The organism is Bacillus sp. FSL R5-0603, from assembly GCF_038050295.1.
Lineage (GTDB): Bacteria > Bacillota > Bacilli > Bacillales > Bacillaceae > Bacillus > Bacillus subtilis.
In genome coordinates this window covers 2,202,734-2,216,143 of record NZ_JBBOYP010000001.1, presented here as the reverse complement: position 1 = coordinate 2,216,143, position 13,410 = coordinate 2,202,734, and the positions used below count along the sequence as shown (strand labels likewise).

Annotated in this window: 14 protein-coding genes and 1 riboswitch; of the genes, 12 read left to right on the top strand and 2 right to left on the bottom strand. The window is 42.2% G+C overall.

The window, feature by feature from the left end; translation table 11 throughout:
- Positions 1-59 precede the first annotated feature (59 nt).
- The gene (gene aroD / locus NYE56_RS11165) at positions 60-827 is read left to right on the top strand and encodes a type I 3-dehydroquinate dehydratase (RefSeq protein ID WP_341283857.1); all 768 of its coding nucleotides are present in this window, start codon (positions 60-62) and stop codon (positions 825-827) included.
- 42 nt (positions 828-869) lie between these two features.
- Here aroD and serA read toward each other — a convergent pair whose 3' ends face one another.
- On the bottom strand, positions 870-2,447 hold the full coding sequence (gene serA, locus NYE56_RS11160; protein ID WP_004398713.1) for a phosphoglycerate dehydrogenase: 1,578 nt from the start codon (positions 2,445-2,447) through the stop codon (positions 870-872).
- A 208-nt stretch (positions 2,448-2,655) separates the two neighbouring features.
- A riboswitch (FMN riboswitch) is annotated at positions 2,656-2,790 on the top strand.
- A gap of 153 nt (positions 2,791-2,943) precedes the next feature.
- Between serA and fmnP the strand changes: the two genes are divergently transcribed.
- Positions 2,944-3,516, top strand: coding sequence for a riboflavin transporter FmnP (fmnP, locus tag NYE56_RS11155; protein ID WP_004399159.1), 573 nt, complete (start codon positions 2,944-2,946; stop codon positions 3,514-3,516).
- Positions 3,517-3,555: 39 nt separating this feature from the next.
- On the opposite strand, the gene NYE56_RS11150 is transcribed toward fmnP, so the two are convergent.
- Positions 3,556-3,804 (bottom strand): ferredoxin, encoded by a 249-nt coding sequence (locus tag NYE56_RS11150; RefSeq protein ID WP_003225461.1) that lies wholly within the window; start codon positions 3,802-3,804, stop codon positions 3,556-3,558.
- 265 nt (positions 3,805-4,069) lie between these two features.
- Here NYE56_RS11150 and NYE56_RS11145 point away from each other — a divergent pair, with 265 nt between their 5' ends.
- From NYE56_RS11145 to prsW, 10 genes are all read left to right on the top strand, one after another.
- On the top strand, positions 4,070-5,128 hold the full coding sequence (locus NYE56_RS11145; protein WP_341284393.1) for a helix-turn-helix domain-containing protein: 1,059 nt from the start codon (positions 4,070-4,072) through the stop codon (positions 5,126-5,128).
- On the top strand, positions 5,121-6,611 hold the full coding sequence (locus tag NYE56_RS11140; RefSeq protein ID WP_268555458.1) for a RecQ family ATP-dependent DNA helicase: 1,491 nt from the start codon (positions 5,121-5,123) through the stop codon (positions 6,609-6,611). Before NYE56_RS11145 ends, NYE56_RS11140 begins: the two co-directional genes overlap by 8 nt.
- 26 nt (positions 6,612-6,637) lie before the next feature.
- A complete protein-coding gene (locus NYE56_RS11135) occupies positions 6,638-7,240 on the top strand; it encodes a CPBP family glutamic-type intramembrane protease (RefSeq protein ID WP_175404998.1) in 603 nt (200 codons plus the stop codon).
- On the top strand, positions 7,191-7,928 hold the full coding sequence (locus tag NYE56_RS11130; RefSeq protein WP_341283856.1) for a LysM peptidoglycan-binding domain-containing protein: 738 nt from the start codon (positions 7,191-7,193) through the stop codon (positions 7,926-7,928). Before NYE56_RS11135 ends, NYE56_RS11130 begins: the two co-directional genes overlap by 50 nt.
- 62 nt (positions 7,929-7,990) lie before the next feature.
- Complete coding sequence (locus NYE56_RS11125) at positions 7,991-8,434, top strand: YpbF family protein (RefSeq protein WP_003230531.1); 444 nt, start codon at positions 7,991-7,993, stop codon at positions 8,432-8,434.
- 86 nt (positions 8,435-8,520) lie between these two features.
- Positions 8,521-9,300 (top strand): metallophosphoesterase, encoded by a 780-nt coding sequence (locus NYE56_RS11120; protein WP_341283855.1) that lies wholly within the window; start codon positions 8,521-8,523, stop codon positions 9,298-9,300.
- A 158-nt stretch (positions 9,301-9,458) separates the two neighbouring features.
- On the top strand, positions 9,459-10,043 hold the full coding sequence (locus NYE56_RS11115) for a genetic competence negative regulator (protein WP_003230533.1): 585 nt from the start codon (positions 9,459-9,461) through the stop codon (positions 10,041-10,043).
- A gap of 155 nt (positions 10,044-10,198) precedes the next feature.
- Positions 10,199-11,473, top strand: a complete 1,275-nt coding sequence (gene gudB, locus NYE56_RS11110; RefSeq protein ID WP_003230536.1) for an NAD-specific glutamate dehydrogenase — start codon at positions 10,199-10,201, stop codon at positions 11,471-11,473.
- 108 nt (positions 11,474-11,581) lie between these two features.
- Positions 11,582-12,556: a YpdA family putative bacillithiol disulfide reductase gene (locus tag NYE56_RS11105; protein WP_004399008.1), complete on the top strand. Its 975-nt coding sequence runs from the start codon at positions 11,582-11,584 to the stop codon at positions 12,554-12,556.
- Between the two features lie 119 nt (positions 12,557-12,675).
- A complete protein-coding gene (gene prsW, locus NYE56_RS11100) occupies positions 12,676-13,332 on the top strand; it encodes a glutamic-type intramembrane protease PrsW (RefSeq protein ID WP_014480144.1) in 657 nt (218 codons plus the stop codon).
- The last annotated feature ends 78 nt before the right edge of the window (positions 13,333-13,410 follow it).

Below are 13,410 nucleotides of genomic sequence, written 5' to 3'. Positions count from 1 at the left end.
CAAAAAAAAGTTGTACGTGTATAATAAAACAAGGTAACGATTGAAAGGATTTGAGATGAGTGAACGTGTTAACAATTAAAGGAGTTTCCATCGGGGAAGGAATGCCGAAAATCATCGTTCCGCTGATGGGAAAGACGGAAAAACAAATTCTGAATGAAGCAGAGGCAGTAAAATTACTGAATCCGGACATTGTTGAATGGAGAGTCGACGTATTTGAAAAAGCGAATGACAGAGAAGCGGTCACAAAGCTCATTTCTAAGCTTCGTAAATCTTTAGAAGACAAGCTATTTCTATTTACATTCAGAACCCACAAAGAGGGCGGGAGCATGGAGATGGACGAAAGCTCCTATCTTGCTTTGCTGGAATCGGCAATCCAAACAAAAGACATCGATCTGATAGACATCGAATTATTTTCAGGAGATGCAAATGTAAAAGCGTTAGTATCGATGGCGGAAGAAAACAACGTCTATGTGGTGATGTCCAATCATGACTTTGAAAAAACGCCTTCGAAAGATGAAATTCTTTCCAGACTTCGAAAAATGCAGGACTTAGGCGCGCATATTCCAAAAATGGCTGTCATGCCGAATGATACTGGAGATCTCCTAACGCTGCTTGATGCGACGTATACAATGAAAACAAAATATGCAGACCGCCCCATTATTACAATGTCAATGGCTGCAATAGGGCTCATCAGCAGGCTGAGCGGTGAGGTTTTTGGATCGGCTTGTACTTTTGGAGCTGGAGAAGAGGCGTCCGCACCAGGTCAAATACCTGTTTCTGAGCTAAGGAGTGTCTTAGACATTTTGCATAAAAACACACGAGGATAGAACAATAAAAAAACTCAAGCTATATAGCTTGAGTTTTTTTGATTATGGCAGATCAATGAGCTTCACAGACACAATATCAGGGACATTTGTTAGTTCTTTCACAATTTTATCTTCCAGATGTCTGTCAAAGGAAAGCATCATGATGGCTTCTCCGCCTTTTTCCTTACGGCCAACCTGCATGGTTGCAATGTTAATATCATTATCTCCGAGAATACGTCCTACTCGGCCGATGACACCTGTTGTATCTTGATGCTGGATATACACCAAGTGACCTGTCGGATAAAAATCAATATTAAATCCATTGATCTCGACAATTCGTTCTCCGAAATGAGGAATATACGTAGCCGTTACAGTAAAGGTGCTGCGGTCTCCTGTCACTTTTACGCTGATGCAGTTATCGTATCCAGATTCAGAAGAGGAAATTTTTTCACTGAAGCTGATGCCGCGTTCTTTTGCGACACCCCCGGCATTGACCTCATTAACAGTAGAGTCTACGCGCGGTTTTAAAAAGCCTGACAGAAGGGCTTTTGTAATGAACGATGTTTCAAGTTTAGCAATTGTGCCTTCATATTGAATGGCAACATCCTGTACTGGTTCTTTCATGCACTGTGATACAAGGCTGCCAATTTTTCCTGCAATTTGATGGTAGGGCTTAATTTTAGCAAATTCATCTTTTGTCATGGCAGGCAGGTTGATAGCTGACATGACAGGCAGGCCTTTTGCGAACTGCAGAACTTCTTCTGACACTTGGGCGGCGACATTGAGCTGTGCTTCTTTCGTTGATGCTCCCAAGTGAGGAGTGGCAATGACTAATGGATGATCAACAAGTTTGTTGTCAACTGGCGGTTCAACTTCGAAAACGTCAAGCGCTGCTCCCGCAACATGCCCGTTTTCCAAAGCTTCGAGAAGTGCTGCTTCATCGATAATTCCGCCTCGCGCACAGTTAATTAAGCGAACGCCTTTTTTCGTTTTTGCAATCGTTTCTTTATTCAATAAGCCTTTTGTTTCTTTTGTTAAAGGCGTGTGAACGGTAATGATATCCGCACTTTCAAGCACTTCTTCAAATGTACGGCTGTTTACGCCGATTTTTTTCGCTCTTTCTTCCGTTAAGAAAGGATCAAAAACGTGCACAGTCATACCGAATGCTCTCGCACGCTGTGCAATTTCACTTCCGATTCGGCCTAATCCTACAATACCAAGCGTTTTTCCATAAAGCTCTGAACCGACGTAAGCTGTGCGGTTCCACTCTCTGGATTTCACTGAGATATTAGCCTGCGGAATGTGTCTCATTAAAGAAGAGATCATTGCAAATGTATGCTCAGCTGTCGAAATGGTGTTGCCATTCGGAGCATTGATCACGATTACCCCGTGTTTCGTAGCCTCATCAATATCGATATTATCGACACCGACACCGGCTCTTCCGACAATTTTTAAAGAAGTCATTTTGTTAAAAAGGTCTTCTGTTACTTTTGTCGCGCTTCGCACCAAAAGAGCATCAAAAGTATGTAATTCATCTTCTGCATCTGCTACGTTTTTTTGAACGATTTCAATAAAGTCTGATTCAATAAGTGGCTGTAAACCGTCGTTGCTCATTTTGTCTGAGACCAATACTCGAAACATCGTTAGATTTCCTCCTAAATTGACAAACTAAATATCTGATAATTTAACATATTCTCAAAAGAGTGTCAACGTGTATTGACGCAGTAAAGGATAAAAGTAAAGCCTAATAAATCAATGATCTGACAGCTTGCAGGTAATATATATAATTTGAAGCAATTCTCTATACAGCCAACCAGTTATCGTTTATAATGTAATTAAATTTCATATGATCAATCTTCGGGGCAGGGTGAAATTCCCTACCGGCGGTGATGAGCCAATGGCTCTAAGCCCGCGAGCTGTCTTTACAGCAGGATTCGGTGAGATTCCGGAGCCGACAGTACAGTCTGGATGGGAGAAGATGGAGGTTCATAAGCGTTTTGAAATTGAATTTTTCAAACGTTTCTTTGCCTAGCCTAATTTTCGAAACCCCGCTTATATATATGAAGCGGTTTTTTTATTGGCTGGAAAAGAACCTTTCCGTTTTCGAGTAAGATGTGATCGAAAAGGAGAGAATGAAGTGAAAGTAAAAAAATTAGTTGTGGTCAGCATGCTGAGCAGCATTGCATTTGTTTTGATGCTGTTAAATTTCCCGTTTCCGGGTCTTCCGGATTATTTAAAAATCGATTTTAGCGACGTTCCCGCTATTATTGCCATTCTGATTTACGGACCTTTGGCGGGTATTGCCGTAGAAGCGATAAAAAATGTTCTTCAGTATATCATTCAGGGAAGCATGGCCGGAGTTCCTGTAGGGCAAGTTGCGAATTTTATTGCAGGAACACTCTTTATATTACCGACTGCTTTCTTATTTAAAAAACTCAACTCAGCAAAGGGCTTGGCTGTCAGCCTGCTTTTGGGAACTGCAGCGATGACCATTTTAATGAGTATTTTAAATTATGTTCTGATTCTTCCGGCATACACGTGGTTTTTACATTCACCGGCATTATCCGACAGCGCGCTAAAAACAGCAGTCGTCGCAGGTATTCTGCCGTTTAACATGATAAAAGGTATTGTAATTACGGTTGTATTCTCACTAATTTTTATCAAGCTTAAGCCATGGATTGAGCAGCAGCGAAGTGCACATATCCATTAAATAAAAAAGCTCCCGTTCGGGAGCTTTTTTTATTTACTTCTATTCAAATTTAAGCGGGTCGCCTTCAAATGGCTCATCCGCCACTTTGATGGAATCAGTAGGGCATCCTTCAAATGCGTCAATCATATCTTCTTCCAGTACCTCAGGAACTTCGACAACACCTTTGTTTTCATCAAGCGTTACGAACGCGATGCCTTCATCATCGTAATCGTAAATGTCTGGTGCAGCAGCTCCGCAAGCGCCGCATGCAATACATGTATCTTTGTCTACGATTGTGTACTTTGCCATGAATAAAACCTCCCAGATTGTTCTTGGTGGAACAAATGGATCAATCTTTATATTTAATCAATTTAACACCTATTCCTCTTACTTATTGTAATGATGTTGCTGCCACATTTCAACAGAAAAATGATTGAGAATGCTTATCACATAAGGGGTTATCTACATAACATCCCCCTTAATGATGACTTTAAACGTCGATTTCTGTTTGAAATCTGTTAAAATAAAAAGAGCAAATCAACGATTTTTGTCAGGAAGAATGTAGGTGGATAGGTTGTCATTAAATTACTTCGATATTATGGTTCTCGATTGTCTTTGCAAAATAAACGGGGAACGGTCGGGAAGCGCTGTTTTTCACCTATTCAAAGGCAAGAGATCGTCACAGACCATTCAAGATGCCGGCTTATTTCAGACTGCAAAATACTTTGGAATGGCGGCAAAATGTTCGAGAAGCGATATTTCTGCGTCGCTTGACAAGCTTGAAAAGCATTCATATCTCGCGCCAATGTCTGAATCAGATACATACAAAGTGACAGCCAGCGGCGCAGCAGTTTTGAGACATGCCCTTAGCGAGCGGCCTTGGCCCGTTTATTGTCACGGCGCTCATTATCAGCAGGCTGCCGGCGTGCTTTGGAAAAGGCTTTCGCTGCTTGTGCAGGTCCTATCCCATAAACAGCAAGGGAGCAGGCAGTATATCCCTGTCACAAAGGATCATAAGACACTTCACTGGGTAAAGAAATACCTGTCCCGGCATACGGATCATATAGAGATGGCAAAAAGCCTTTTTGCCATGCTTGAGGCGCATTTGAAAAAGATTGAAAACAAAGCAGCGCAAATTTTTGTCTACTCCTTAACCTCGCACCATCGGATCGGTTATACGAGCAGGCAGCTTGCTGATACGCTGAAAGAAGACGAATGGTATGTCTATATCATGTTTTGGGCTTCGGTACATTATTTTATTCATTCTCTTCCGGAGTGTGAAGATGCTTTGTTAAAGGATCTCCTTTCTGATGTGCACTTAGATAATGCCCTGACAGAGTCGACGAGGAAAACATGGCAGATGGTCAAACAAGGGTTTCCGATACAGCGAATTGCTGAAATCAGAAAGCTGAAAACAGCGACGATTGAAGACCACATTGTCGAGATTTCTCTCCATGAGCCTGCGTTTATGATTAATGACTATGTATCAGCAGAAGACCAGCTTCAAATCGCAGAGTTTGCCAAACGGATGCGGACGAATAAAATCAAACAAATTCGCGACGGGCTGGAACAGCGGTTCAGCTACTTTCAAATCAGACTGGCATTGACAAAGCAGGTGCAGCAATATGACTAAATTACAGCAAACGTTATATCAGTTTTTTGGTTTTACTTCCTTTAAAAAAGGGCAGCAGGACATTATTGAAAGCATACTCAGCGGGAAGGATACCATTGCAATGCTCCCGACTGGGGGAGGGAAATCGCTTTGCTACCAGCTGCCTGGTTATATGCTTGACGGCATGGTATTAATCGTTTCTCCACTGCTTTCTTTAATGGAGGATCAGGTGCAGCAGCTCAAAGCCCGGGGGGAAAAGCGTGCTGCAGCTTTGAACAGCATGCTTAACAGGCAGGAAAGACAATTTGTTTTAGAACATATTCATCGATATAAATTTTTGTACTTGTCTCCTGAAGCTTTACAGTCTCCATATGTATTGGAAAAATTGAAAAGCGTCCCGATCAGCCTATTTGTTATTGACGAAGCGCATTGTATTTCTGAATGGGGACACGACTTCAGGCCTGATTATTCAAAGCTCGGACAGCTGAGAAAAAAACTTGGACACCCGCCCGTTCTGGCATTGACCGCCACGGCTACAAAGGAAACGCTGCAAGATGTCATGAACCTGCTGGAGCTGCAGCATGCTGTACGCCATCTCAACTCAGTCAACCGCCCAAACATCGCACTGAGGGTTGAAAATGCGGCGGACACTGCCGAAAAAATAGATAGGGTCATTCAGCTGGTTGAAAACCTGCAAGGCCCGGGAATTGTTTATTGTCCGACACGGAAATGGGCTGAGGAATTAGCGGGTGAAATTAAAAGCAAAACGAGCAGCAGAGCCGACTTTTACCATGGCGGTTTGGAGTCAGGGGACAGGATTTTAATTCAGCAGCAGTTTATTCATAACCAGCTTGATGTGATATGTTGTACGAATGCGTTTGGAATGGGTGTCGATAAACCCGATATCAGATATGTGATTCATTTTCACCTCCCGCAGACGGCAGAAGCTTTTATGCAGGAAATCGGCAGAGCGGGCCGTGACGGAAAGCCGAGTGTCAGCATTTTGCTGCGGGCGCCAGGGGATTTTGAATTGCAGGAACAGATTATCCAGATGGAGAGTGTCACAGCTGAAGAAATCGCCGACGTAATCCGTGTGCTAGAGAAGACGGAGGAGCGGGATGAGAGAAGGCTGCGTGACGTATTACTTCATTATGGCGTCGGAGAGACACAGGCCCGTATGATGATTCATCTCTTTATGCAGGGAAAAACATCAGTTGAACTGATGAAGAAAGAAATTTCATATCGCATGGAGCTGAAGCTGGAAAAAATGCACCGTGTATCATTTTTGCTTCAGCGTGATGGCTGTTTAAGGCAGGCACTGTTAACCTACTTTGATGAATCATACGAGCCTGATGACGGAAACCTCCCGTGCTGTTCACATTGCGGTTTTGATTTATCCTTGTATGAACAAAAAGGGGAACGGAGTAAAATGGCGCCATTAGACAGCTGGAGTTCGGAATTGCACCGGATATTCAGCTTGCAGACTGTAGGTGAGCTGAACTGAAACAGCAAAAAGATTATATTCAGCATATGTCTGACCGTGATATGCTGAAGCAGTTATATTTGACGCAGCTACTCATCATCTTTGCCGCTGCTGCAGCAGGACTGTTCTTTTTTGAGGATGTACGGGACGTATTAAAGCTCTGGGACATTCGCGATATGCGAATCATCTGGTATGGTGTTTCTATAGCTGTTATTGTTATTTTAGTCGATATGGCAGTAATGAAATGGTTTCCGTCTCATTTATATGATGACGGCGGAATCAATAAAAAAATATTCAGTAAGAGGTCAATCCCTCATATTATATTTTTAACGCTTCTGATTGCTTTCGCGGAAGAAATGTTATTCAGGGGAGTGCTGCAGACTCATATCGGTTTATGGGCGGCCAGCCTTATATTTGCCGCTCTGCACTTTCGGTATTTGTCAAAATGGCTGTTATTTATTATGGTGACAGCAATCAGCTTTTTGCTCGGTCTGATGTATGAATGGACCGGCAACTTATTTGTTCCGATGACGGCGCATTTTATCATTGATGCCGTGTTTGCCTGTCAGATTCGTTTTGAACATGTGAGGAGGGATAAACATGACGAACATGTCGAGAGTAGAGAGAAGAAAAGCCCAGAATCTTTATGAAGATCAAAACGCCGCATTGGCGGACGATTATGTCGATGATGGAGAAAGCCTTCCGACAAGACAATCTGTAAAAAATCAAAGAGAACAGAAAAAAAAGCAAGGCAAAACAAAAACGCCATTATTCACAGTACTTGCAGTAATATTTGTATTTGTGCCGGTTATCGTTTTAGTCACCTTATTTTATCTAAAGAGCCACCCGGATAATCATGACGATTATGAAGATGTTTTTATTGACAGCAGCCAAAGCAAATATGAGGTTGTCCCGAAATCAGAGGATAAAAACGATACCGCAGACACTAAAGAGACCGCACTGCAGAAGGAGTCAAAAAAAGAGCCTGAAGATTCCGAGCCAAAAGAGCCGGCAAAAACAGCTGCTGATAAGAAACAGACTGCTGTAGCGGAAAAAGAAGACTCGGCAAATAAGGAGGAAGCAACCGCCGCGGCTGCTTCCTCTTCCCAATCAACAGTACAACAGCAAGAACAGCAACAGCAGCCGGCTGAGCCAGTTCAAAATGTGCCGAATCGCGTTGTCAAGCACACCGTCCAAAAGAAAGAAACGCTATACCGCATTTCCATGAAGTATTATAAAAGCCGGACAGGAGAAGAAAAAATTCGAGCGTATAATCATCTGAATGGAAATGATGTTTACACCGGACAAGTTTTGGACATCCCCTTAATGGATGAATAGGGTATTATTTTTATTTTACGTTCATATATTGTAGCAATGAAAATGGACAAGGTGTGAAGCGTATGGAATCCTTATGGAATCAGCTGGATCAGTTTACAGACGCGCCGACCAAACAGATGCTCCAAGCGCTGGTAAAACGAAAACAAAAATTCGAAAATTATGCAGCACAATGCCGCAGATGGCGATGGGCTTCACTTATCTGCCTAGGCTTATTATGTGTTATGATCATGATCAAAAGCCCGGAGCCTCAGCTTATACTTCAAGAAATACTTAGCCATACCTTTTATTTATTTTGGATGCTGGCAACCGCTTTTGCCTACTGCACTTCATATTATTTCAAGAAAAAGGAAGAAAAATCCGAGACTGATTTCCATAAACTGAGATGTGAAATTATTCAGAAAAGCACTGATCTCTGGCCGCAGCCCGATAAATGGAAGGCGAGAGAGTCTGTTTTTCACATGATGAAGCACAAATATGACATTAATCTATATTTTGAAAGTAAATAAAATGGGGCGTTTTCTCAAACGATAGAAACGTCTTTTTTTTATTGTCCGTCTTATTGATAAGTTCTAAAAAGAATGGAGAGTTTTTTATGAAGCTATCAGTGAAAATTGCCGGTGTACTAACTGTTGCGGCAGCGGCAATGACGGCAAAAATGTATGCAACAGCAAAAGGCAATCATTTGAAGACACATACGTTTCCTTTATCAAAGATGAAGGGCAAGCCGCCTCTGACAATCTTTTTTATTTCAGACATTCACAAACGTCTCATCGATCAAGACCTTTTAGAAAAAGCGCGAAGCCATGCCCCCCACTTGGTTATAATCGGCGGTGATTTAGCTGAGGGCGGGGTGCCCAGTGCGAGAATCGAGGAAAACATCAAAAGGCTCGTACATTTCGGGGTCCCTATCGTGTTTGTGTGGGGGAATAATGATTATGAAGTCAGGCAGCATAAGCTGTATTCCATATTTAAAGCGCACGGCGTCATCACTCTGAGAAATGAGTCAGTCCCGTTTTCATACAATGGGCATACGATTGCGATTGCGGGGGTTGATGATATCAGGATGGAGATGGATCATTATGAGGAAGCCATCAAAGAACTTGATGAAAGCCAGCTGAATATTCTGGTTTGCCATAATCCGGAGATTCATGAACAAATCAATGAAGATGACGGTATTGATGTGATACTCAGCGGACATACCCATGGAGGCCAGATCAGGTTTGGAAAATTTGGCCCTTATGAACTGGGGAAAACAGGTATTGTTAAAAACGCGGCATATCTGATCAGCAACGGCTACGGCACGACAAAAGTGCCTCTTCGTTTAGGTGCTGAGCCTGAAACACACATTGTGACTCTTTGCGCGCCAGAATAACTTCTAAAAAGCAAAAATCCATATGGCAATAAAAACTGCATTGTGCTTGTCTTACTAGTGAACTCAGTGTAAACTGATAACAATTAAGAACCTATGACTCATCATCTCATATAATGTGTTATATGATTTGTGTGCAAGTAGAGGCAGGAGGGAACGTTATGCGGCTTGAGCGTCTGAATTATAATAAGATCAAAATCTTTTTAACCCTCGATGATTTAACAGACCGGGGATTGACAAAAGAAGACCTCTGGAAGGACTCATTCAAAGTCCACCAGTTATTTAAAGATATGATGAATGAAGCAAATACAGAGCTCGGCTTTGAAGCGAATGGACCGATTGCAGTGGAAGTGTATTCTCTCCAAGCACAAGGGATGGTCGTGATTGTAACAAAGAACCAAGATGCCGATTCAGAAGACGATGAGTATGATGATGATTACATCGAAATGCAAGTCAAGCTTGATGAAAGCGCGGACATCATATATCAATTCCATTCCTTTGAAGATATCATTCAGCTTTCAGAAAGCTTACAGCGAATCGGTATCACAGGGGGAACTGTCTACCACTATGACGGGCAGTACTTTTTAAGCCTTGAAGATCTAGGGTCACATACGGCTGAAGGGGTTGTGGCGGTTCTGGCTGAATACGGCAATCCGACAACTTTAACGATTTATCGCCTGCAAGAGTATGGTAAGCTCATTATGGACGGTAATGCCGTAGAGACGATACAAACTCATTTTTCATAAGAATGCAACGGAAAACTGCTGATTTCAGCAGTTTTTTTTCGTTAAAAAACATGGAAAAACATAACGTTTATTCTATGCACAGATCATATGAAGGTGTATACTATTCTCTGAAAGGGAGCATGTGAGAAACAGAAGATTCTAGGAGGTTAACTCAAATGGCAGCCGATCGAAACACCGGTCATACAGAAGAGGACAAACTTGATGTATTAAAATCAACCCAAACCGTAATACATAAGGCTCTGGAAAAATTGGGATATCCTGAAGAGGTATACGAATTGTTAAAAGAGCCGATGAGATTATTAACGGTAAAAATACCTGTTCGTATGGACGACGGTTCAGTAAAGATTTTCACAGGATATCGTGCGCAGCACAATGACTCTGTCGGTCCAACGAAAGGCGGGATACGTTTTCACCCGAACGTAACAGAAAAAGAGGTGAAGGCGCTTTCAATTTGGATGAGTTTAAAATGCGGCATAATTGATCTTCCATATGGCGGTGGTAAAGGCGGAATTGTTTGTGATCCAAGGGATATGTCGTTTAGAGAGCTGGAGCGTCTGAGCAGAGGGTATGTCAGAGCGATCAGCCAAATTGTCGGCCCGACAAAAGACGTGCCGGCACCGGATGTATTTACAAACTCACAAATCATGGCTTGGATGATGGATGAGTATTCAAGAATTGATGAATTTAATTCGCCTGGATTTATTACAGGCAAACCGCTTGTGCTTGGCGGATCTCACGGGAGAGAATCTGCGACAGCAAAAGGTGTTACCATCTGTATTAAAGAAGCGGCTAAGAAGAGAGGCATCGATATTAAAGGTGCGCGTGTCGTTGTCCAAGGCTTCGGAAACGCGGGAAGCTATTTGGCAAAATTTATGCATGATGCGGGGGCAAAAGTTGTCGGCATCTCAGATGCGTATGGCGGACTTTATGATCCGGAAGGCCTTGATATCGATTATTTACTCGACCGACGCGACAGCTTCGGTACCGTAACAAAGCTTTTCAACGATACCATTACCAACCAAGAGCTGCTGGAGCTGGATTGTGATATTCTCGTTCCTGCTGCGATTGAAAATCAAATTACAGAAGAAAATGCCCATAATATCCGGGCTAAAATTGTCGTTGAAGCAGCGAACGGACCAACAACGCTTGAAGGAACAAAAATTCTTTCAGACCGGGACATTCTGCTTGTACCAGACGTGCTGGCAAGTGCCGGTGGCGTAACAGTTTCTTATTTTGAATGGGTTCAGAATAACCAAGGCTTCTACTGGAGTGAAGAAGAGGTAGAAGAAAAATTAGAAAAAATGATGGTCAAATCATTTAACAATATTTACGAAATGGCTAACAACCGAAGAATTGACATGAGGCTCGCTGCATATATGGTCGGCGTTCGCAAAATGGCTGAAGCTTCGCGTTTTAGAGGCTGGATATAAGTTGATGATTTGCATAAAAATAAAAATTCTCCTATGATAAAATAGGAGATTTTTTTATTCGGAAATAGAAAATATGAAGTGAAATGCCAATCGCAGGAGTTGACAGAAATGATTCAAGAAAAAGCAATTATTATAGGCGGAGGACCTTGTGGACTATCTGCTGCCATTCACCTAAAACAAATTGGCATTGATGCCCTCGTCATCGAAAAAGGCAATGTCGTTAACAGTATTTACAATTATCCGACGCATCAAACCTTTTTCAGCTCAAGTGAAAAGCTCGAAATCGGAGATGTGGCATTTATTACAGAGAACAGGAAGCCTGTCAGAATTCAGGCTTTATCGTATTACCGTGAAGTCGTTAAACGGAAAAACATCCGTGTAAATGCGTTTGAAATGGTGCGTAAAGTGACGAAAACGCAAAATAACACATTCGTTATTGAGACGTCAAAAGAGACCTACACGACGCCATATTGTATCATCGCCACAGGCTATTATGATCATCCAAACTATATGGGCGTACCCGGTGAGGATTTGCCGAAAGTATTTCATTATTTTAAAGAAGGCCACCCGTATTTTGATAAAGATGTTGTTGTCATCGGCGGGAAAAATTCAAGCGTGGACGCCGCCCTTGAACTCGTGAAATCTGGGGCGCGTGTCACAGTTTTATATAGGGGCAATGAGTATTCTCCGAGCATTAAGCCGTGGATTCTGCCGGAATTTGAAGCTCTCGTCAGAAACGGTACAATCCGTATGGAATTTGGCGCTTGTGTCGAAAAAATCACCGAGAATGAAGTTGTGTTTCGCTCCGGAGAGAAAGAACTCATTACCATTAAAAATGATTTTGTATTTGCCATGACAGGCTATCATCCCGATCATCAATTTCTTGAAAAAATTGGTGTTGAAATTGATAAAGAAACAGGACGTCCATTTTTCAACGAAGAAACGATGGAAACGAACGTTGAAGGTGTCTTTATTGCCGGTGTTATTGCTGCGGGAAACAATGCAAATGAAATATTTATTGAAAACGGCAGGTTTCACGGGGGGCATATCGCAGCGGAAATCGCCAAAAGAGAAAACCATTAAAGATGAGGAGCATATGATGCATTCGTATGCTCTTTTTGTTTTTTTAAGTGCAGACAGATGTAAAATTTTAAACAACATGGTAGGATAGACGTAGGAATATAAAGGAAAGAGGTTGCCTGATGTTTGCAATCATCTCTGCAGGAATTGCCCCCGGCATCGCGTTATTAAGTTATTTTTATTTAAAAGATCAGTATGATAATGAACCTGTACATATGGTGCTACGGTCGTTTTTTCTCGGGGTTGTTCTTGTATTTCCCATAATGTTTATCCAGTATGTACTTGAAAAAGAGAATGTAGGAGGCGGAAGCTTTTTCGTTTCTTTTTTATCTTCGGGGTTTTTGGAGGAATCATTAAAATGGTTTATACTGATGATCAGTGTTTACCCGCACGCCCACTTTGATGAGCATTATGACGGGATTGTGTACGGTACAAGTGTATCACTCGGTTTTGCAACCCTCGAAAATATTCTTTATTTAATTGGCCACGGCGTGGAGCATGCGTTTGTCAGGGCGCTGCTGCCTGTTTCATGCCATGCCTTGATTGGCGTTATAATGGGATTTTACCTTGGAAAAGCCCGTTTTTCCGCTGATAAGGCGCGGGTAAAGTGGCTTACTCTTTCTTTAGTTGTCCCATCCCTTTTGCATGGATCATATGATTTTATCCTAACAGCGCTTAGCAATTGGATTTATTATATGCTTCCATTTATGGTATTTTTATGGTGGTTTGGTTTGCGTAAAGCGAAAAAAGCCCGTTCCGTTAATATGATGCAAGTATAGAAGCCGCACAGCAACCGTGCGGCTTTTTTGTGTGCAGTTTTTATGTTCTGAGGGATAACAAGGAAAGAGTGTATAAAA

Bases quoted from the DNA above. Each gene is read 5' to 3' on its own strand.
- prsW (WP_014480144.1), top strand. From the start codon at position 12,676: ATGTTTGCAATCATCTCTGCAGGAATTGCCCCCGGCATCGCGTTATTA.
- NYE56_RS11115 (WP_003230533.1), top strand. From the start codon at position 9,459: ATGCGGCTTGAGCGTCTGAATTATAATAAGATCAAAATCTTTTTAACC.
- NYE56_RS11125 (WP_003230531.1), top strand. From the start codon at position 7,991: ATGGAATCCTTATGGAATCAGCTGGATCAGTTTACAGACGCGCCGACC.
- NYE56_RS11130 (WP_341283856.1), top strand. From the start codon at position 7,191: ATGACGAACATGTCGAGAGTAGAGAGAAGAAAAGCCCAGAATCTTTAT.
- NYE56_RS11140 (WP_268555458.1), top strand. From the start codon at position 5,121: ATGACTAAATTACAGCAAACGTTATATCAGTTTTTTGGTTTTACTTCC.
- NYE56_RS11120 (WP_341283855.1), top strand. From the start codon at position 8,521: ATGAAGCTATCAGTGAAAATTGCCGGTGTACTAACTGTTGCGGCAGCG.
- NYE56_RS11135 (WP_175404998.1), top strand. From the start codon at position 6,638: ATGTCTGACCGTGATATGCTGAAGCAGTTATATTTGACGCAGCTACTC.
- NYE56_RS11105 (WP_004399008.1), top strand. From the start codon at position 11,582: ATGATTCAAGAAAAAGCAATTATTATAGGCGGAGGACCTTGTGGACTA.
- NYE56_RS11150 (WP_003225461.1), bottom strand. From the start codon at position 3,804: ATGGCAAAGTACACAATCGTAGACAAAGATACATGTATTGCATGCGGC.
- serA (WP_004398713.1), bottom strand. From the start codon at position 2,447: ATGTTTCGAGTATTGGTCTCAGACAAAATGAGCAACGACGGTTTACAG.
- gudB (WP_003230536.1), top strand. From the start codon at position 10,199: ATGGCAGCCGATCGAAACACCGGTCATACAGAAGAGGACAAACTTGAT.